At 59.6% G+C, this 20,114-nt stretch carries 19 protein-coding genes; 2 read left to right on the top strand and 17 right to left on the bottom strand.

The window, feature by feature from the left end; translation table 11 throughout:
• Positions 1-12: 12 nt before the first annotated feature.
• The 9 genes from FYK34_RS15570 to FYK34_RS15530 form a co-directional block, all read right to left on the bottom strand.
• The gene (locus FYK34_RS15570; protein ID WP_168209769.1) at positions 13-519 is read right to left on the bottom strand and encodes a GNAT family N-acetyltransferase; all 507 of its coding nucleotides are present in this window, start codon (positions 517-519) and stop codon (positions 13-15) included.
• Positions 503-1,078 carry an NUDIX domain-containing protein gene (locus FYK34_RS15565; RefSeq protein WP_196782508.1) on the bottom strand — a complete coding sequence of 192 codons (576 nt, stop codon included), beginning with the start codon at positions 1,076-1,078 and terminating at the stop codon, positions 503-505. Before FYK34_RS15565 ends, FYK34_RS15570 begins: the two co-directional genes overlap by 17 nt.
• Complete coding sequence (locus FYK34_RS15560) at positions 1,075-2,841, bottom strand: ABC transporter ATP-binding protein (protein WP_149297957.1); 1,767 nt, start codon at positions 2,839-2,841, stop codon at positions 1,075-1,077. Before FYK34_RS15560 ends, FYK34_RS15565 begins: the two co-directional genes overlap by 4 nt.
• Complete coding sequence (locus tag FYK34_RS15555; protein ID WP_149297955.1) at positions 2,831-4,573, bottom strand: ABC transporter ATP-binding protein; 1,743 nt, start codon at positions 4,571-4,573, stop codon at positions 2,831-2,833. Before FYK34_RS15555 ends, FYK34_RS15560 begins: the two co-directional genes overlap by 11 nt.
• Before the next feature lie 66 nt (positions 4,574-4,639).
• Positions 4,640-5,608 carry a bestrophin family protein gene (locus tag FYK34_RS15550; RefSeq protein ID WP_231137287.1) on the bottom strand — a complete coding sequence of 323 codons (969 nt, stop codon included), beginning with the start codon at positions 5,606-5,608 and terminating at the stop codon, positions 4,640-4,642.
• A 25-nt stretch (positions 5,609-5,633) separates the two neighbouring features.
• A complete protein-coding gene (locus tag FYK34_RS15545) occupies positions 5,634-7,472 on the bottom strand; it encodes a lipoprotein N-acyltransferase Lnb domain-containing protein (protein ID WP_149297953.1) in 1,839 nt (612 codons plus the stop codon).
• Complete coding sequence (locus tag FYK34_RS15540; RefSeq protein ID WP_149297951.1) at positions 7,472-7,837, bottom strand: adenosine deaminase; 366 nt, start codon at positions 7,835-7,837, stop codon at positions 7,472-7,474. The genes FYK34_RS15545 and FYK34_RS15540 overlap by 1 nt, the downstream gene beginning before the upstream one ends.
• 283 nt (positions 7,838-8,120) lie before the next feature.
• Entirely contained in the window at positions 8,121-8,537 is a 417-nt protein-coding gene (locus FYK34_RS15535) for a hypothetical protein (protein WP_149297949.1), read from the bottom strand.
• On the bottom strand, positions 8,534-9,334 hold the full coding sequence (locus tag FYK34_RS15530) for a hypothetical protein (protein ID WP_149297947.1): 801 nt from the start codon (positions 9,332-9,334) through the stop codon (positions 8,534-8,536). The genes FYK34_RS15535 and FYK34_RS15530 overlap by 4 nt, the downstream gene beginning before the upstream one ends.
• A gap of 1,017 nt (positions 9,335-10,351) precedes the next feature.
• Between FYK34_RS15530 and FYK34_RS15525 the strand changes: the two genes are divergently transcribed.
• Positions 10,352-11,041 carry a magnesium transporter gene (locus tag FYK34_RS15525; protein ID WP_168209768.1) on the top strand — a complete coding sequence of 230 codons (690 nt, stop codon included), beginning with the start codon at positions 10,352-10,354 and terminating at the stop codon, positions 11,039-11,041.
• Positions 11,042-11,061: 20 nt separating this feature from the next.
• Here FYK34_RS15525 and FYK34_RS20730 read toward each other — a convergent pair whose 3' ends face one another.
• The 5 genes from FYK34_RS20730 to FYK34_RS15505 form a co-directional block, all read right to left on the bottom strand.
• Entirely contained in the window at positions 11,062-11,439 is a 378-nt protein-coding gene (locus tag FYK34_RS20730) for a hypothetical protein (protein WP_196782506.1), read from the bottom strand.
• Positions 11,440-11,447: 8 nt separating this feature from the next.
• The gene (locus tag FYK34_RS15520; RefSeq protein WP_196782504.1) at positions 11,448-12,227 is read right to left on the bottom strand and encodes an MFS transporter; all 780 of its coding nucleotides are present in this window, start codon (positions 12,225-12,227) and stop codon (positions 11,448-11,450) included.
• 193 nt (positions 12,228-12,420) lie between these two features.
• A complete protein-coding gene (locus FYK34_RS15515) occupies positions 12,421-12,780 on the bottom strand; it encodes an NADH-quinone oxidoreductase subunit A (RefSeq protein WP_149297942.1) in 360 nt (119 codons plus the stop codon).
• A gap of 404 nt (positions 12,781-13,184) precedes the next feature.
• Positions 13,185-13,751 carry a hypothetical protein gene (locus tag FYK34_RS15510; RefSeq protein WP_149297940.1) on the bottom strand — a complete coding sequence of 189 codons (567 nt, stop codon included), beginning with the start codon at positions 13,749-13,751 and terminating at the stop codon, positions 13,185-13,187.
• A gap of 630 nt (positions 13,752-14,381) precedes the next feature.
• Positions 14,382-14,798, bottom strand: coding sequence for a DUF1484 domain-containing protein (locus FYK34_RS15505; RefSeq protein ID WP_149297937.1), 417 nt, complete (start codon positions 14,796-14,798; stop codon positions 14,382-14,384).
• Positions 14,799-16,033: 1,235 nt separating this feature from the next.
• Here FYK34_RS15505 and FYK34_RS15500 point away from each other — a divergent pair.
• Positions 16,034-17,059 carry an IS30 family transposase gene (locus tag FYK34_RS15500; protein ID WP_149297409.1) on the top strand — a complete coding sequence of 342 codons (1,026 nt, stop codon included), beginning with the start codon at positions 16,034-16,036 and terminating at the stop codon, positions 17,057-17,059.
• Positions 17,060-17,126: 67 nt separating this feature from the next.
• Here the strand turns inward: FYK34_RS15500 and FYK34_RS15495 are convergent, their stop codons facing one another.
• The 3 genes from FYK34_RS15495 to FYK34_RS15485 all read right to left on the bottom strand — a co-directional run bounded on the left by FYK34_RS15495 (position 17,127) and on the right by FYK34_RS15485 (position 19,713).
• Positions 17,127-18,005 carry a hypothetical protein gene (locus FYK34_RS15495; RefSeq protein ID WP_149297935.1) on the bottom strand — a complete coding sequence of 293 codons (879 nt, stop codon included), beginning with the start codon at positions 18,003-18,005 and terminating at the stop codon, positions 17,127-17,129.
• 89 nt (positions 18,006-18,094) lie between these two features.
• Positions 18,095-18,889, bottom strand: a complete 795-nt coding sequence (locus FYK34_RS15490) for an FRG domain-containing protein (protein ID WP_149297933.1) — start codon at positions 18,887-18,889, stop codon at positions 18,095-18,097.
• Entirely contained in the window at positions 18,886-19,713 is an 828-nt protein-coding gene (locus FYK34_RS15485; RefSeq protein ID WP_149297931.1) for a hypothetical protein, read from the bottom strand. The genes FYK34_RS15490 and FYK34_RS15485 overlap by 4 nt, the downstream gene beginning before the upstream one ends.
• Positions 19,714-20,114: the final 401 nt, after the last annotated feature.

Genomic DNA, 20,114 nt, shown 5'->3' with positions numbered 1-20,114 from the left:
CGATGCGCCGGGTCAGGCGGGCAGCCACTCCATATAGCTCTCATCCTGGCGGAAGCCCGCCGCGCGGTAGAGCGCCAGGCCATCCGGGAAGGCGTGCAGCCAGACCTTGCCGCATCCGCTGTCGCGGGCATGGGCGAGCGCCTGCTCCAGGATGGCCTTGGAGCAGCCGCGGCGGCGATAGGCCGGCAGCGTGAACATATTGAGCAGATAGGCCTCCTTGCCTGAGGCGTTGCCAGGATAAGGCGGGCGGATGAAGAAGGCGAGCGTGCCGACCGCCACGATCCGTTGCTCCAGGAGGGCAACCCAGCTGCGCGACAGCGCGGAGTCCAGGTGGTCGCTGAAAAACGCGCGGGTGGCTTGCGCTATCTCGTCCCGGGAGTAGGCGGGCTGCAATTCGTCGGTTTCGGCGAACATGGCCAGCCGCAGAGCGATGACGTCTTCCAGGTCTTGAGCGAGGGCGGGGCGGATGTGCATGGCGGTGGCGAGCTGGGTTGAAAAGCGGTTATCGGGCGACAGCAAGGGCGGGCGTTTCATCGCGGGCCAGGCAAGCTGCCCGCTTGGCGACAAAGCGCGCCAGGTGCGGATCGCTATCGGCGTAAGGCAACTGGTCGAAGTCGAACCAGCGCGCCTCTCGGAATTCCGCGCCGTCATGGCGCAGCGGCAGGCCGCGCGAAACCGGCAGCGCGTACCACAGCGTCACGTCCAGGTGCTGGCTGGCGACGGCGGTGCGCGTGATGAACGAAGCGGCGGGCACCTTCATGCCGCTGACGCCCAGCTCCTCGAACAGCTCGCGCGCGACGGCGTCGCGCGGATGCTCGCCGGGATCGACATGGCCGCCCGGCGGCAGCCACAGGCCGGCCTTCTTGTGGTCCACCAGCAGCAGGCCGGCATCGTCAACCAGCGCGAAATAGGTGCACAGATGCTCCGGCGGCGTAGCGGGTTTTTCCCGCCGCCATAGCTCAGCGCCGGAGTCTATCCAGGCCAGTGCGTCCTGCCGGTGCTCCGCCTCCAGCGCGTCCCAGGGCGTGATGGCTGCCACCTCGGCGCGGATGGCCGCGCGCTGCATTTCCACGTTCACGCCTCTTCCTCTTCTTCCGTCTGCATCTGCTGCAGCAGATAGAGGCGCTGGTAGATGCCGCCCAGCTGCATCAGCCGCTCATGGTCGCCGGTTTCGGCGATGCGGCCGTGGTTGAGCACGATGATGGTGTCGGCGTCGCGTATGGTGGACAGGCGGTGGGCGATGGAGATCAGCGTGATCTTGCCGGCCAGCCGCGTCAGCGCCTGCTGCACCAGCTGCTCGGTCTCGCTGTCGATGTGCGAGGTGGCTTCGTCCAAGAGCAGGATGCGCGGCTGGCCGGCCAGGGCGCGGGCGATGGCGATCAGCTGCTTCTGGCCGCTGGACAGCCGCGCGCCGCTTTCGCCCATATCGCTGTCGTAGCCGTTTTCCAGCGACAGGATCAGCTCGTGCACGCCGGCGGCGCGGGCGGCCTCTTCTATGCGCGCTTGCGGCAGGCCGCGGCCCATGTCTATGTTTTCCCGCGCGCTGGCGGCCAGCAGGAAGGGGTCTTGCGGCACCAGGCCCACGCCAGCGCGGAAGGCGGCGTCGCTGATGGATTGCAGCGGCTGGCCGTCGATCAGGATGTCGCCGTGCTGCGGCTGGTAGAAGCGCAGCAGCAAGGACAGCAGCGTTGATTTGCCGCTGCCGGTGTGGCCGACGATGCCGACGAAGCCGCCGGCCGGAATCTCCAGGCTCAAGTCATGCAGCACCGGATGCTCGGGCTGGTAGCCGAAGCGCAGGCCGCGGAAGCTGACCGCGCCGGCGGCGATGCGGCCGTCCGAGCCGGTTTCTTGCGCGGCCGGCTCCCGCAGCAGGTGGCTGACGCGGCTGGCCGCCACCACGGCCTGCTGCAGCTGGCCAAACTGCAGCGTGATCTGGATCAGCGGCTCCACCACGCGGCCGATATAGCCGACGAAGGCGTACAGCACGCCGATTTCCACGCCGCCCAGCTCGCGCTGGCCATAGCTGTAGATCACGGCGATCAAGAGCAGCACGTTGAGCAGGTCCAGCGCCGGGCGCAGCAGCCAGGCGTTGGCGTTCAGTTCGCGCAGCCGCGCCTGGTAGTAGCGCTGGTTGGTGTCGTCGAAGCGGCCGATGAAGCGGCCCTCGGCATTGCTGGCCTGCAGCACGGCGATGCCGGAGATGGATTCCGCCATTTGCGCGTTGATGTCGCTGCGCAGCGCCCGCGCGCGCGCCACCGATGGCGCGCTGAGCCGCTGGTACAGCCAGATGATGGCGAATGTGGCCGGGAACAGCAGCAGCGTCACCAGCATCAGCCGCCAGTCCAGCCAGGCCATGGCCGCCAACGCGCCCAGCACCACGATGCTGCTGTTGAGGATGACGAACAGCGCCTGCACATACAGCGCCTTGACCGACTCGGTGTCGTTGGTGACGCGGCTGACCAGCTGGCCGGTGATGGCCTGGTCGAAAAAGGCCATGGGCAGGCGGATGACGTGGCCGTACACGCGCTCGCGCAGCCGCACCACGGCGCGCATGGCCACGCCGGCCAGCCGCACCAATTGCCGGTAGCGCAGCACGGCGGCGGCCACGCCCAGCAGCAGGCTGCCGGCCAGCAAGCCGCCGATGGCGCCCCATTCCAGCCGGTGCGGCAGCAGGTAGCTGTCGATGAAGACCTTGCCCAGCAAGGGGGCGGCCGCTTCCAGCAGGGCGGCGATCAGCAGCCAGCCGCCGCCGCGCCACAGATGGTTCAGGTCGGGGCGGGCGGCGTCGGTCAGCAGGGCGACGGCCTCGCGGGTTTGGGTGCGGGTGGCGTCAGATTGCATCGAGGCTGGCCTCCAGTTGTTGATAGCGCCACTGGCTGGCGTACCAGCCGCCGCCTTGCAGCAGTTGCTCGTGGCTGCCTTGTTCGGCGATGTGGCCGTGGTGCAGCGCGATGATGTGGTCGGCGTCGGCCACGGCGGACAGCCGGTGGCTGACGATGATCACGCTGCGGCCGCGCCGCGCCTCGCGCAGGTGTTGCAGGATTTGCGTCTCGGTTTGGGTGTCCACCGCGGACAGGGCGTCGTCCAGCAGCAACAGCGGCGCGTCGGCCAGCAGGGCGCGGGCGATGGCCACGCGCTGGCGCTGGCCGCCGGACAGGGCCACGCCTTTTTCGCCCACCGGGGTGGCGTAGCCCTGCGGCAGGCGCAGGATGTCCTCGTGCACCGCCGCCAGCCGCGCCACGCGCTCAATGTCGGCCTGGCTGGCTTCCGGCCGCGCCAGCGCGATGTTCTCCGCCACGCTGGCGGAGAACAGGAAGGCTTCCTGCGGCACCCAGCTGATGGCGCCGCGCAGCGTCGCCAGGCGGTAGTCGGCGATGTCCACGCCGTTCCAGCGGATATTGCCTTGTTGCAGCGGGTATTGCCGCAGCAGCAGCTTCAGCAGCGTGGACTTTCCGCTGCCGGTGGGGCCGACCACGCCCAGGGTGCGGCCAGGCGGCAGATCTATGGACACCTGGCGCAGCGCGGCGGCGGCATCCGGCGCGTAGTGGAAAGTCAGCTTGTCGAAATGCAGGGCGCCGGGGGGCAGCTCGGCGCGGCCGCCGGCGTCGGCCACGTCCGGCTGGGCGTCCAGCACCGGCTGCAGGCGTTGCCAGGCGGCGGAGCCGCGCTGCAGCAGCGACAACACCCAGCCGGCCGCGAACATCGGCCAGATCAGCTGCACCAGATACATATTGAAGCTGGTCAGCGCGCCTATGGTCAGCTGGCCATGCCATACCAGGTAGCCGCCCACCGTCAGCGCGATGGCGGTGGCGGAAACCAGGGACACGCCCACCACCGGTTCGAACGCCGCCTCTCCGCGTTGCGCCTCGAAGCTGCTGTGGGCGGCGGCCTCGGCCAGCTTTGCCAGTTCGGCGTCGTTGCGCGCTTCCAGGCCCAGGGCGCGCAAGGTGCGCACGCCGCTCAGCGTTTCCTGCACATGGTTGTTGAGCTTGCCGAAGCGCTTCAGCGCCTCGTCCCAATGTTGGTGGATGTATTTGGCGATGCGGGAGAAGCCCATGGCCATGAAGGGGAAGGGCAGCAGCGCTGCCAGTGCCAGCCGCCAGTCCACGCCCAGCGTCATCATGCCCAGCACCAGCACCAGGGACAGCGCTCCGTCGAAACCGGCCAGCATGGCTTCGCCGGCGGCCATTTCCACGGAATCGATGTCATTGGTGGCCAGCGCCATCAAGTCGCCGGTGCGCTGGCGCTGGAAGAAGCCCGGCCCTTGGCGCGACAGCTGCTTGTACAGCCGGGTGCGCAGCTCCACGCCCAGCTGGTAGGACACGGAAAACAGCTGCAGCCGCCAGCCCACGCGCAGGAAGTAAATGGACAGGCCCATGCCCAGCAGCCAGGCCAGCTGCTTGAGCAGCTCGTCTTCGGCCAGCTTGCGGGCCACCAGGGCATCCACGATGTGGCCCACCTGGCGCGGGATCATCACGGTCATGACCGCCACCGAGGCCAGCATCAGCGCGGCTAGGATGTAGGCGCGCCAATGGCGCGAGACGAAATTCAGCAACAGGCGGGACAGGGTCATGGGCGGGCCGGACTGGGTTCGGGACCGTCCATTCTAGGGAAAAGCCATTGTCATTGCTACCGCTGTTCAATGCAGGTAGATGCCCTGGCGCGGCGGCGGCGGCAGCTCCAGCGGCAGGCCCTGCATCTCGCGCAGCGAGCTTTCTATGGTGTGGCACAAGGCGGCCAGCGGCAGATCGTTGCCCTCGGTGCCGAAGGGTTCCTCCAGCTCCTCGGCGATCTCTTCCAGCGCGAAATAGGTGTAGGCGATGAACACCGCGATGGGCGGCGTCAGCCAGCCTATGCTGCTGACCAGGCCGGCGGGCAGCAACAGGCAGTAGATCGTCACCGTGCGGTTCAGCAGTACGCGGTAAGTGAAGGGCATGGGGGTGGAGGCGATGCGCTCGCAGCCGCCCAGGATTTCCGACAAGGCGTTCAGATTGCGGTCCAGCGCGTGCCATTGCAGTTCGGACAGCAGGCCCGCGCGCTGCATGGCCTGCGCCTCGCGGCCCAGCCAGGCCAGGATCAGCGCCGGGCGGAAGCGGCCGGCCAGTACGCGCGCCAATTCATCCGGCGGCAGCAGCCGGTGCAAATGGGCGGCAATGTCTTCGCCGCGCAGCTGGCCCTTCAAGGCGTAGGCGAAGGCGCATAGGCCGGCGATGAAGCGGCGGCTGTCCTCGCCGTCGCCCAGCGCGGCCAAGACCTGACGCGTCAGCGAGCGGCTGGCGATCACCAGGCCGCCCCACAGCTTGCGCGCTTCCCAGAAGCGGTCGTAGCTGACCGAGTTGCGAAAGCCCAGGAAGATGGCCAGCGACACGCCCAAGAGGGCGAAGGCCGGGATGCTCAGCGAGGAATCATGCAGGCTTTGCAGCCACCAGTGGCGCAGCGCGGCGGCGAGCAGCGCCACGCCGAACACGATGAGCAGGCGCGGCCAGACGCGCGGCAGCACCGAGCCGTGCCAGACGAACAATAAGCGGAACCAGGAAGGAATGTGGCGGACGATCATGGCATGGGCAAGGTTAGGACTGGTGAAGGCTACAGCATAAACGAATGCCATGACGAGGGGCTTCCGTCTCACTCGCTCAAAACAATTGCTTGAAGCCCAGCTGCCATTCTCGCCGGTTGCGGCGCCCCCCAGTTTCCTGTTGCCAGGAGGCGAACAGGCTCTGTTGCCGGCTCAAATAATGCATTTGTTTCCAGGCCACTCGGCTAAAGGCGCTGTGGCTGTCCGCCTCGTTGAAATGACGACTGAGCGCGAGCCAGGTTTTCATGTTCCAGATTTCGCGCAACATGACGCCGCCTTCCAGCTCGCCATAGGCAAAGCCCTGTTCACCGCCGGTAGCCAAGCCGCCGCCAGCCAGTGCGTAGACATCGGCATCGGGCAGCAATCGACGGGCCAAACCGATGGCGCCGCCAACTTGCATGACCTGACGTTCTTGCAGGTCGCCGTCCAACTGAGACTGATAGGCGATGCTAAGCTTTCCTGCCACTCCTCCGGTGATCGGGTCGCGCGGCAGCAGCGTTTGCATGCCGTACAACACCAGTTGCCGCAGCCGAGGTGCGCCGCCGTTCAGCGGTAGGCTTATCGTTGGTGAGAGGATTTGCAGCTCGTTCTCATGGTTGTAACCGCGGTTGTCGTCTTCCAGTAGATGGGAGGCCGGCAATAGCTTGATCTGCAGCTGCTGGCGGCCATCGCGATGAAGCCAGGCCAGGCTGGCTTGCGCGGTGGGCGGTGTGTCCAGCGGGCCAAAGCCCTTGCTCAGATCGAGCGACAGCTCCGCGTAGTCGCGCGCCCGAAGCTGATCGAGCTGGCTGGCGTTGTCCTGCCAGGTTTGGCGGCTGAGCCGGCCTTCCAGGAATAGGTACTGGTTGAGGGCTTGGGCATGTTCCAGTTGCAGAAAACTATCGCGAGAGGGGGATCGTTCCAGGCCGCCAGGCATAGTGCCGGCTTGCAAGGCATGCAGGTTTTCCCGTTGTCTGGAGGCGGGTAACGATTGATTCAAGGTCCTAACCAGCCAGCGGCTGGGTGCAATCATGCGGCTGGCCTGGATCAGTCCCGCTTGGCTGGCCTCTTGCACCACGTCTTTGGGACTTAGCCAAGCTTTGGCAGGCAGCGGGCGGCCGCTCAAGCCCAAGATGAAGTGGATGACCGTGGCGCAATTGTATTTCTGGAAAAAATAAGTCAGGCGCGTCTGCTTGAGTTCCAGCAAATGTAAACGCACAAGCTCCCGCTGCCAGGGATCCAGCGCCAGATCGTACTCCCAGAGGCTGCGCTGCTCATGATCCACATAGCGTTGCCGCTGCTCATGGTATGGCGATAGCGAGAAATAGCCGTTCTTGCCGAAAACCAGGCTGTCTACCAGCAGCTTGGGCACATTCCAGGTGTCGGCGTCGGTATAGAAGGAGATGGCGTGCTCGCGTGTCTGGCCGTCTTGAGTCTGCCCGGCAATTTTCAGGAAAGCATGCCCCAGCATGCTGGCCGGCTGGGTTTGGTTTTCGCTGGCGAAGACCAGGCTGATGCTGTCCATCGGCGCGCGCGCGCGAAAATCAGCGATTTCCGGACAGTTGGTCAGTGGCAGTTCTGGCGCGTTCAGTTCGCGGCGGAGCCACCAGTAGCGCGCCGGGAAGCGGCAATAGGCTGCGTGATCTTCGCCGTACAGGGCCTTCAATGTCGCTTCCAGTTCCTTTTCAGGTGAAAACGACGGCAAAGAGAGCAAAAACGACGGGTCATCGATCAAGGGCAGTCCATGCTGGCTGTGCAACAAAGCCTGCCACTCGCTTCTTTCTGACAAACGCAAGTCGCGTGCCTGTTCCAATAAGTGTTCAGGCAAGGCTGCGCTGGCTTGAGCCGCGCATACGCCCCAAGCGCAAAAAAAGGCGGCAAGTCTGCCGCCCTTGGCGAGAATATCCCGGAAAAACATTATTTTTTGCAGGACACAACTACATTATCAGCGTACTTCCACATCTTTTCGGTGGAGTAGTCGGTGGTGGAACCGAATGCGCCGCCGCTCAGGATGTTGATGAAGAACTTCGGATCAACGGATTTTTCAACCACGGTTTTCGCAGCGCAGCCTTCGGTTTCCGTCATGAAGATCTTGTTCTTGTTTTCACGCTTCAGTTCGACGATGCCAGGGGCCTTGAACGGCGTGCCATCAACGGTGCCCTTGATCTCGGAGCCGGTGGAGCTGGACACATTCACTTGTTGGGTCTGGTCATTGAGGATAGAGGCGCAACCGGTCAGGCTCAAAGCCAGAACGGCGGCGGCGGGCAGCAGCAAGCGTTTCATATTTGTCTTCATTTATTGTTAAGTAATGTAAAAAAATTGCAATAAATTATTGCCGGGGGCGATCCTAATCGAAAATGTCGATATACGCAATATGGGTGAAAAAGAGAAGATTGAGGTTTGCTTGGGATGGACTGGGCGGTGTGCCACGCTGCGCGGCAGCACCGAGCCGTGCCAGACGAACAATAAGCGGAACCAGGACGGAATGTGGCGGACGATCATGGCGGCGGGCGGGTGTCATAAAGTGTGAATGTTACACAATTGCCCGCCGCCCGATGGTCTTTGTTCAGCCGGGACGCGCAGGCACGGACACGCCGCGGTTGAGCAGGCCGGTGTTTTCGTCGCGGCTCTCGTCCTGCAGCCGCCATTGCAGCGCCTGGCCGGTTGGGGAGAACAGCACCGTCAGCTCCTTGACGCTGTGCGTCTGCGCGCGCAGGAAGGGCGCGATCTTGGTGAAGTTCTGCCATTTGGGCGCGTATTTGTCCGAGCGGTACACCCACACTTCGCGGCCGTTGTCGAAGCGAACGGTATCGTCAGGCCGGCCCAGCAGGGCGCGCAGGCGATCGCGCTGCGGTGTCTGCGTGTCCTGCAAGAGCAGGCGGATGCGGCTGCTGTCCGCGTCCTGCAGTCTATCATTGCCGACGCTGGCGCAGCCGGCCAGGGCGAGCGCCAGTCCAATCGCGGCGAGACGGCGCGCTTTCATGCTGGCTCCATGGCTTGGAAGACGACCAGGGTGTCGTCCGGCCAGTCGGCCGATTCCAGCGGCAGCGAGTACAGATATTGGCGCGGGTAGGGCCAGCTGACGAAGGGGCCGGCGTCCAGCGCGCTGCCGTACAGCCAGACGGTGGGCAAAGCCAGTTGCCGCGCGCCATCGCTCAGGGTGATGCCGAACAAGGGGCGCTCGGCGATGAACAGATAATGCGTTTTGCGCTGGTAGGGACTGGCCGGGACGTCCAGCTGCGCCGTCTGGCGCAACTGGCCCAGCAGCATCAACGAGGCCTCGCGCAGGCAGCTGACCGGCTCATCCTGGCAGTCGGCCTTGCGTCCGGCGGGAACGCAGTTGCCGGCGCCGGGATTGAGGCCGCTTTGCGCATCCACCAGGCATTCCAGCCGCAGGTCGCCCAGGCGGCGCGCGCCGGCCGGTACGCCCGGGCTGCGGATGTCAGGCCGCCAGGCGAAGCGGCGGCCATGCCGGGAGACGGCGCGCAGCGTCTGGCCGGCGGCGATGCCGGCCGGATCGAAGCTGGCGTCCGCAGCCAGCGGCAGCTTGCCGCCGCTCAGCAGCAGCTCGGGCAGGCCCGCGGCAGCCAGGCCTTCCGCCGGCAGCGCGCGGTAGCGCAGCGCGGCTTGCGGCGCTAGCGCTTGCTGTTGTCGAAACACGGCTAGGCCCTGGCGGAAGACATCCGTCTGCCGGCTGGCGGCGTCAGACGCGGCAGGAGCCTGGGTAGCCGGCAATAGACAAGCGATGCCCAGCGCGGCGGCGAGGAGGGATGGCTTCATGGCGTAGCGGCTTATTCAAGAGGGCGGGGCTGAAGATGCTGATGGTATTGTAGCGCGCGGGGTGGTGGCCTTGTCCAGGCGTGCAGATGGAATATCTGTACCGATAAGTCATCTTCATATGGGATTTTGACGCGATCTGGCGATAAAAGTGTAAAACCCTGGTTACAAGGTTTGCCTGGGCTCCCCATGGCCGCTATAGTCTGCCGCGTTATCCACAGAGCAAAGGTTCGTCATGAACAACGACGGGTGTAGGCGATTTTCCATCGCCGCGTCGCTTTGCGGGATTCGCGCAGTCTGATTCTTCTTCTGCCGCATCCTGCCAAGCAGGGTGAGGCGCCATCGGCCCCTGGGCCATCGTACTTCCCCATTTCGCCCCTTGGGGGCGGCGCCGGCCGGCCGTGGGTCCGCCGCATCGCATCCGCCTGTTTCTGCCGAAACCAAGCACCCGGCACGCGCCGCCATTGCGCCCGCTTGCCCGGTTTTTCTTGATCCGCCACACGGAGATTTCGATGTCTGAAGAACCAGAGCCTCGACCGTGCCGGCTGGAGCCGTCGTCCCGCTGACCTAGGTCGCGGCGGGACTGCGGCCGTCCCGTCGGCATGGCCTGGAAGGTGGGCGCGGCAAGTCGCGTCTGTCTCTCCCTTGTAATTTTCCGTTGCGGCGCGGAGCTGTCCTTGCGTCTGTCATGCGAAGACGGGCGGCGCCTTCCTGCGGCGGGAGCGGTTGCGTCCTCGCGCATGAGCAAGGGGCAGCCATGGGGGCAGGCAGGGCATTTCCGTCCGTCCGCTTTTCCGGCGCATGTTTCCCGCCAGCGCTTGTTTACCGTTTGGAGACGGGCAGGTTGGTCTTTTCAACCCTGCCTGACGATGGGCGGGCCTGCGCCAAGGGAAAAGCAATGATTCCCATACTTAATGATGTATTCCAGTCATCGACCACTGGATATTGGCGCGCACCGTCAGCGCGGCCGGATGCGCCGCGGCGCTGGCGACATGGCGCCAGGAAGAAATGGACTATCAAATGAATCAAACCAGCAAGATTTACATGACCGACGCCCAGGGCATGCGTTGGGTCAACGCCGATTACGTCAAGGAAGTGGCCGACGATATCGTGGATTTCGGCGGCAACCACGCCATAGACGGCAATGATCTGGACATGAAACGCGATGGCATCTGGCGCATTTTCCGCGTCCGCGCCATGTGGCTGCTCATTCTCACGGCCTTTGGCATCTTGACCAGCAGCATCATCGCCGGCCAGGCCGAGCTGCTGGACAAGGCCATCATCCTGGCGGCCTTCCTGCCGGCCATCGTGGACATGGGCGGCAACTCCGCCAGCCAGGTGGCCACTTTGGTTATCCGCTCCATCGCGCTGCAGGACCTGAAAGTCCGGGCCAAGGACGTGTTTCTGGTGTTGAAGAAGGAAATCGTGATCGCCACCATGCTGGCCTGCGTGGTGGCGCTGGCCGAGGTGGTGATGGCCCATTTCACCAAGTCCCCCGGCGGCGACATCCTGCTGGTGGTGGGCGTGTCCATGTTTGCCTGCACCGTCACCGGCTCCATCATCGGCGCGGTATTGCCGTTTGCCGCCAAGAAGTTCGGCGCGGACCCGGCCACCCTGTCCTCGCCCATGCTGACCAGCATTTGCGACTTCGTCGGCGTGCTGATCTACCTGGGCTTCGCCATGGTGATCCTGGGCGGCAATCTGGTGTAAGCGCCCCTTAGGGCATGGTCCTAGATCGGCGCTATTGAGGGCTGGCGGCTGCGCGCTAATGCGCTGAAGGCTGCCAGCGCCAGCAGGCACATCAGGCCGGCGCACAGCCAGATGGGCTGGCCGGCCAAGGTGCCGGCGATGGCGCCGATGGCCGCGGCCATCAATTGATGCATGAAGCCGCACAAGGCCATGGCATACGGGCCGTCTACGGGAGCGTTCTCTGTGGCGATGGCCAGGCTGACTGGGTAGTTCATCGCCTGCCCGATCACGGCCAGGCAATAGGGCAGCCACAGCAGCAGGGAGATTTGCGCGATGCCGCCCAGCAGCATCGCCGCGCAGCCGGCCAGCAACAGGCTCAGGCCTGACAGGATGAAGAAATGCCGTCCTTTCCGGACCACGTAGCGGTTTACCAGCCAGGCTCCGGCGAAATAAGACAGGCTGATGGGCCACCCCAGCAGCCCGTATTCCGACGCGCTCCAATGCAGCGCATTTGGAAGATGAACGGCGCGCAGGCATTGAAGGTGATGATGACCGAATAGCCCAGTCCGCCCGCCAGCGCGGGCAGCAGAAAGCCGCGGCTGCGCAGCAGCGCGGCGTAGGCTTGGAGGGCGGAATGCGCCTTGTCCGCGCGCGGCGAGGCCGGCGAAGGCTGGCGCGCCAGTACCAGCAGCAGCGCCAGCGTGGAGATGCCCAGGCTGAGGAAGATGGCTTGCCAGCCCAGTGCGGCCAGCAGCGCCGCCCCCATGAATTGACCCACACCCAAAGACACCACAAAAGCGATGGAGAGCCAGGACAGGCTCTTGGCCAGCTGCGCGCCGCTGAAGTGGTCCTTGATCATCACCCGCGACATCACCGACATGCCGCTGGCGCCCATTCCCTGCAGGAAGCGCAGCAGGATGAAAACCTCCACCTGATGCGTCAACGGCATGGCCGCGCTGCATAGCGCATACAGCAGCAGGGCCATCGACAGAATGATTTTCCGTCCATAGCGCTCGCTCAAGCCGCCCCAAACCAGCATGGGCGCCGCCATGCCAATCAAAAAAGCCGACAAGGCCAGCGCCACATCTTGCGGCGGGCAGGCAAAAACTTTGGCGAGCGTGGGCAGCGCCGGCAGATACATGGTGATGCCCAGCTGCGCCAGAAACACCGTGACGCAGGCTGTGAGAATGATGGAGGTTTTGCTCATGAAGGACGTCCAATCGCGCGTCGCGCCAGCGCCCGGTTTCCGGAACGGCCCGGCGCGGGCGGCATGCGGGCAAAGCGGCATGCTACTCTATCCCGCTGCGCGATGGCCTAGTCATGGACAGAAAATCATGCCTGTTGGGTCCGGCCGGGCGAATGGTTTTCCGCAAGGCAGCCAGATTGGGGCGTGCCGCGCCTCACTCCCACCTTAGCGCGCCCTTCTTCCACTCGTAGATGAAGCCTATGGTCAGGAAACCCAGGAACACCGCCATGGCGCCCAGGCCGAACAGGCCCAGTTCGTCCTTCAGCGTCACCGCCCACGGAATCATGAAGGCCACTTCGAGATCGAACAGGATGAACAGAATGGCCACCAGGTAGTAGCGCACGTCGAAGCGCATCCGCGAGTCCTCAAAGGCATTGAAGCCGCATTCGTAAGGCGACAGCTTTTCCGGGTCCGGCCGGTTGGGGCCCAGGAAGCGGCCGGCCTGCATGGGCAGCACGCCCACCAGGAGGCCCACCACGATGAACAGCAGAATGGGGAAATAATTCTCCAGCATGGCTTTCTATTCCTATTGCGATGGCTAAACAGGGATAGACCGCAAAAATGCCGGCAATTGCCGTGAAGAGACGTAAACGCTTGGTAAAACCGCAGCGGCATAGGCGGTTGGCATGACAAAGGCCACCGCGCGTGGTGGCCTTGCTAAGGATGGCTATTCGGCCATCCAGCGTCTTCGCTCGTCGCATCGTTCGCAGCGTGACCGTCGCCGTAGCTACAGGGCTCCCGGCCTGGGGCGCGGTCTGGTGGGTGTCTGCGTAGGGTAGCGGGCAATGGCGCTAAGCTGTCGTCAGAGGTGAAGATGGCTTCCGGATTCGCCGCTAGGCTGCTCTCCATGGTAAGACTATCGGGTACTGCCTGTACTTAATATCGGCACCGTTTCCAAAAATTAAATCCTTGTTTTGGTTACGGTTTGCATCCGTCTGTATCGATGCGGGCGCACTCGCCGATATAGTGCCAGCGCAGATAGTCCGCGCAGTCCACCAGATTGGACACCCGCCACGGGCGGTAGCCAGCGGCGCAGACGCCCACCGTGGCGTTGCCCAGCCGCGGCGTGGGCAGTCCCGCTAGCATGGCGGCTCGTTGCCGGGCATCCGGGATGGTGGCTTCGCCGTGCCAGTGGCGGCAGCTTGCGCAGTTGTTGTGCTTGGCAGCCAGCCGCTCGGCTGGCGGGCGCGGCAGATGCGCGTCGAATTCCAGAATCGCCGCCGGCTCTTCAAATGCTTCCACGTCGTCGGGGTGGGCATGCTCAGGGTGATGGACATAAAGATGGGCATCCAGCGCCGCAACCAACTCCGCCGCCGGCACGCCGTCTTCGTGAAGCTGGCGGCCCAGCGTTTCCAGCCAGCCGGCGCGGTCGGCGTCGCGCCAGCGCTCCAGCCGGCAGATGCGGTCCACCCGCCGCATCAAATAGTCAGGCAGGAGTGAACGGGGGCGTTGCGGATTCTGGCGCAGCAAAGTGGTTGAGGTCATCTTGCCTTCCCTGTTTTGGCCACCCGGTCATGGCGGGCGTGGCCTAGCCCATAAAGCTGCTGAGAACGTGTTCACGATCTTTTTGGCTTTGTATCCGCTTCGCGGATAGCCATTTTCTTTGCCGGGACTGCCCGGCAAGCAGGGAGGGGATATTTGCTTGGCCAAATATCCCCTCCACCCCTAAAGGCCACCCTGCAAGCCTGGCCTGCGGCTTCCCGTCGGTTCCCGTCAGGCCCGAGGCGCGGCTGAACTCACTGCGTGCGAATCTCTTACTGGGCGAGGCCAAGCCTCGCACGTAAAGATTCGCTCAGCGATGCGCGCTAACTTCGCGGGACTCAAACAGGCAGCCGCTTAAAACCTCGGGCCTGCCACCCGTCGGCAGGCTTGAAGGGACGGGGTGCATCGGAAACGTGTTTTCCACAAGCTAGGCCCACAAAACAAAGATCGTGAACAGGCTCTTAGGATTTGAAGGCAGCATGCCCGCGCGGCGGGAAATGGCTAAGGCGACAAAGTTCAGCGGCGTAGATTGATAGGCTGGAGTTGCCGGCAGGAGGAGGTCTGAACCCAGGCAGAAAAAAACCGCAGGGCTGGCGCCGTGCGGTGGTTCCCTGCGCGAGATGTTTGTGGCGCTTACAGCACGCGGGTGAGCAGGGTTAGCGATTCGCCCATGCGTTTATCCAGCGGCTCCAGCAATTCCTTGATGCGGCTGGATGGCAGGCGCACGTCGTCGCCCAGGCAAGCTAGTAAATCGATCACGGATTGCAAACCCAACTGGCCGTGAGCTAGGTGGCAGATGGACTCCACCACTGCCTGCTCGATGTCGTGGCACACATGCGCCACGCGCGCGGCCGGCTCTCTGACCTTGGCTTGGTCCTTGCCGGCCAATTGCTCTTGCAAGGCGGCAAAGGCTTCATGCAGCCGGGTCATGGCCAGCAGGCTGGGCGGATGGGTGGGGGCTTGATTGTGCAGCAGCCAGCGGCTGCGGGCGGGGTGACGGTTTTTCAGGGAAATGGCAAGGTGAGACGAACTGCGGGTGATGCTAGGCATGGCAAAACCCTCCTTAGGTTGTTTCGCCGGCCGCTCGTCGCCAAACGAGGGTGGCAGGCGCATGGCAGGGTTGGCGAACCGGACCTAAGGAACCGGCATACCCGGAGGTATCCCCACCACGGCCCGCCATGGATTGCGCGTAGCAATGGTGTGTGTGGACAAGCCGCAGTCAAAGCTGCGTCAGTCCGCCTTAGGTAACAGGTCGCCAAACCTGATGCCGCTATTGAACGGCACGGATGGGATTATCCGGAGGGAAGGCTTGCGAGGCAAGGGAATAGGGTGGAAAACCGGCTGTATTTTGAAGCAGTAAGTAGAATCCGCTGCGCGGATGATGGTTTTTAATGCCGGGGCTGCCCGGCGGCAGGCTTGAAGGGAAGCGGGTGCGTCGCAAATGTGCCAGCTGTTTACGGGCATTGCACTGAGTTAGCGTATCCGATTGTTGAACCGAACCGACTTGCCCCTATCCCATCAGCGCAAGCCGACTCCGAAGCCCTTTCCAAGGTTTTAAGCCGCCTCCTGTTTGAGCGGGGCGACGTTAGCGCCCCGCGAGTTTGGCGGCGCCTTGGAAAGGGCTTTGGAGTCGGGGTTTCGCAGCGCTGTTGGGTCGCCTTTTCTTTCGTCCATTTCTTTTGGCGAAGCAAAAGAAATGGACCCGTCCCGCCGGGCGGAACCGGCACTTAAACATCTGTCCGCGGAGCGGACGCAAAACCAATAATTATTACGCAGTAAGCGTTAGGCTTTGCGTGACGCTGCCCAACCTACGGCTCTCGAAGGGATTAGGCACGTCGCAAACGTGCTTGCGTCTTGCCAGAGTCTCTCTCGAAAACGTCATTCAATACATTGAAATTATTGAAGTATTTTTTATTTTAGAAATTAAATACCAACAAATGTACCAACATTGATGCGTCTTTGGTCAAAGTCAGCTTGATTGGACTCAAGACGGTGTGAAGGTCGGTAGTCTTTGAAGGGATCAAATTGGTTCTATAATGTATTGAATTTATTTAGTTTAATTTTTGGAAGCTATTTCATCGTCCCCGACAGGGATTGAATTGCGATTTCAAGTTATTGTTTATTAATAATTTATATTTTAAATTTTCGTTAAGGTACCCCCGGAAGTACCCCCAGGTGAAATTTTTTGACTGAATTGTAGCTTTTGATCCCAAAGCGACAAATTGGCCATAAATCTTTCTGGGCGGTCTCAAACTCCAAGTGCAACACCCTGATAAGGTGTTGCCATGGCCTCACATTACCAACAACTTTGCGCTGAAGAGCGCGCCTGCATCATGCAGATGGCCGCACAAGGTCAAAGCCTCCGCCAGATCGCTAGGCTGCTGCGGCGCGCGCCCAGCTCCATCAGCCGCGAGATTCGTCGTAATTCGATCAATCCCACCGCTTACGACGCCGCCGCCGCCGGTCGTCAAGCTAGGCAGCGACAGCGCCTCCCTCGGCGTTCTCGCAAGCTCCTGCCGCACAACGCCGCCTTCCTGCTGGTGGCTGAACTCCTGCGCCAAGGCTGGTCTCCGCAACAGATCCAGGGCAGACTGCGTGAACATTATCCTGAAGATCCTGCCTACCACGTGTCACACGAAACCATCTATGCCGCCATTTACGCCATGCCTCGCGGCGAGCTGCGCAAAGAACTGATTCGCTGCCTCCGCCAGGGCCAGGATGGCCGGCGCAAGCGCAGTCAAGGCGAGGATAGACGCGGCAAGCTGCCTGATATGGTCAGCATTCATGAGCGTCCGCCCGAGGCTGAAGATCGGTTGATCCCAGGCCATTGGGAGGCGGACTTGATCAAAGGGGCTGGCAATCGCTCGGCAGTGGCAACGCTGGTGGAGCGCAGCAGCCGGCTGGTGCTGTTGGCCAAAATGCCGGATGCGAGCGCGGCATCTGCGTTGGAGGCATTAACTCAGATGCTGAATCGAATACCGGAGCCCGCCTTGCGCAAAACGCTAACCTACGACCAAGGCAAAGAGATGAGCCGGCACAAAGAGCTGACGGCGCGGACCGGCATTCAAGTCTACTTCGCCGATCCGCACAGCCCCTGGCAGCGTGGCAGCAATGAAAACGCCAACGGCTTGATCCGAGAGTATTTGCCCAAGGGAACAGACTTGTCGGTTCATAGCCAGGAAGAGCTGGATGCGATAGCGCACCGGCTCAACACCCGGCCTCGCGCAGTGCTGGGTTTCAAGATGCCGATCGAGGTGTTTGCTGAACACTTGGACGCTGTGATTGAATCACGACAGGCTGTTAAACATTAACCCTGTTGCACTTGGTTCTTGAAACCGCCCTGCCAAGAAATGGTTTTTCAAGCCGGCGTTGAAGGTTCTATAGTTTCTTGATGAACGTAGCGAACTCTTGTGATGTGAAGATCACCTTTCCCTTGGGACGCCAGAGGTCGTCGAAAGCGCTTCGGAGAAAGCCCGCTTCATTGGAGACTAATGCATCTGCTCGAAGGAGATGAGTCATCAGGTCTAGGTCAGCTTGGGCATTATGGTCAATTTTTTCGCTCTGCCGTGTCATCGCGAAAAAGGCAATATAGAGTATGTTCTCAACGAATTTTGTGAAATAGGGATAGGCGTATTTGTTACGCGACCACCTGTAGGCAACTTCTATGGGGTTATGACAATGGACTTGCGAGTTGATTAATTCTCTCCCCATATGATCAAGCTCGCTATTAAGGTATTGGTGGTAATCGGGTAATCCATGCCTCTGGCTAGAGTAATTGACTTTTTTCCGCCAAGTGGCAACTTCTAGGCGAATCTCCTTTGATATTTGACGTTGAGCTGTTCGCTTTTGGTCCTCAATATCTCGTGCTGGCTTAGAGTCGTGCCATGCAGTCCACGTCCCATCTAGAGGAATGTGGGCCAAGCTTTCTATAAGCCTGCGCTGTGCTCTTGGCTTCAAGTATATATTGGTGTGAATGCCTCTGGCTTGAACGAGTTCTCGATGCCAAATGGTCAAGAAATCATCACAGAAGCGGTCGGCTGTAGCCGTAATGAGTGGAATCCAGCGTTTGACTAGATCATCCCGCTTGATGTGGTGACCGTATGCGCGAAAAGTCTCTTCAAGGAAAACGTGGCTGTAGATAGGTCTGATCCTTCCCATCTTGCACAGCTGAATTAGTGGCCCTTTTTCAAGTAGCTCGAAATTCTCTGGAGTAAAGGCGTTTGTATCGAATATTACTCTGAGCTTGTTATTTGTCATAGTAATAGAGATGATACTATCAAAAATATGAGGCTAAAAAAGTTTGGAATTGGTGTTTGAATTGAAGCAGACTGCCGCAAATATAAATTTTAAGTGTATGCTTGCAATTCCATTCTAATTGATTTCGCTAACCCGGAAAGGTCACCATAAATAGACTTTGAGTTGATGCTCATTTTTCTCAGGGCAACATATATTCCTTCGTAAAGTATGGATGGAATAATTATCTTATTTATTGTGCATTTATCATAAAGAGTTGAATTTATAATGGACTCAATTGTTTCTTCAAGGTTTCCCGATATGAGAAATGTACCTGATTGTCTGTCTATCCTAGCATTTAGTTCAATTGGTTCAGTTATCCAAGCAATATCATAAGCATATCGATCCACTGTTTCATCAAATATGATATCTTGTTTTCCTTGGATGGAAGTTCTGCTTTCTTTGAATAATTTGTCTTTTGATTTTATATAGTCAATAGATTTTTCCATTATGGCTGAATAGTCAAGGCAGTAAATTGATAGGTCTTTGTTTGTTAAAGGGTTGTAAGTCTCCAGTGCAAAGTATAAAGCAATATATGGACTTGTCGTGAAATCAATTAATCTGGTAGGAACACCATAATGTTGCATTACGGAAAGCCATGAAAGCTTTGATTTAGGTATGTGTTCAGATCCACTGTAGATATGATATTTTGATTTGAAGGCATCAAGAGAGTAATCTTCATACTTTCTCGCATTCTGTGCATCCCATTTAATTCCAAGGGTACGTTCTAAAGTTGATTGAAGACCCCATGTGGCATCTGATTGCCCACGAAAAACAAAGTTATTAGGTAAGATATTTAGATTGTGCATTAACTCATCTATTGTTTTTACATGTAAATCAGAAATCATTCTCGTACCTCGCTATAGGTGTTTTGTATGGCTTGAAGTACGGCAGTTTTATCTTCAATATGTTCAACAAAAACTTTTTTTGCATCGCCTTTGAATGAAACCCTAACTGGTTTCTCACCTCGATGGTTTTGAATCGTCGCTGTAGCATCGTTTGCTGTTGCTGCTGTTGACTTGGCAACGGCTGCAACGGATTCTTCATTTAGAAACTCTCCAGTAACCGTTACATTTCCGTATGATCCACCTAATTGTTGACAGTAATATGACATGGGCTTTTGAAAGACCTCGTCAGCATCTATTGGATTTGGGCCAGTAAATGTCGCATTGAAACGCTTAATTGCGTAAGCGCTATGTATCTTCTGCAGGAAATCTTCGGGGTCACGAATGAATTCAACTCTTACATCAACTTTATTCTGCTTTACTAAGAGAGTTGAGGATAGAAGTTTTTGTATTTTCCTTGCTATAGATTTTACATTTACTGCGACTTTTGCTTTCTTTCCAATGCCAAGTAAACCTAATTTGCTGTCGAAATATACAAATGTATATGGCCCGGAGTCATCCACCAACTCAGTAAAATTCCCTGTTTCAATGTCAAACTTTTCAACTGTTGTAAGCGTGGTTCTTCCAATGGCAAAGCGGCCGCCATTTTCATTAAAATATTCAACGTTTCCGATATGCCATACATTGTTTTCACGGAGTGCTATCGATGGGCGCTCAGCGAGTCCAGCCTCAAATATTTCTCTTGCAGAGAGATTGGGATGAAACAAGTCAACTTGTGATGGTTTAATGAATTTGGTTCTGTATAGGTGATATTCGAGAGTTGGCATTTCTGGATGTCCATTAATCTGGCATGTAGATATTGGCGGTGGTAGACGCTCTATATCCATTAAGAAGTAAGGAAGAAAGTTTTCAATTGAACAATAGATAAATGTGACTATGCGAAGATGTTTTTATTAGTAGCACTCTTGAGCAATAATTCCAATTGATGCTTATGGAATGGTACGCTTAGCAACCATTTATGACAACGCTGTTTGCTCGGGGTGCTAGGCCACCACTCGAGAAACCATTCCATTTTTTTACGTATGTAGCAAAAACCACTGCCAACGCTGCCAACACTGCCAACTCGTCTGTAAGTTGCTGATTGGTATGGGTTTAGTTGTTGGCAGTGGCGGCTAAAGCACTGCCAACTGGAGGGGGGAAACTGCCAACTGGGCGGGATGGGGTGGAG

Source organism: Chromobacterium paludis, assembly GCF_008275125.1.
Lineage (GTDB): Bacteria > Pseudomonadota > Gammaproteobacteria > Burkholderiales > Chromobacteriaceae > Chromobacterium > Chromobacterium paludis.
Note: the sequence above shows the minus strand (reverse complement) of the source record. Positions and strands in the feature narration are given on the sequence as shown.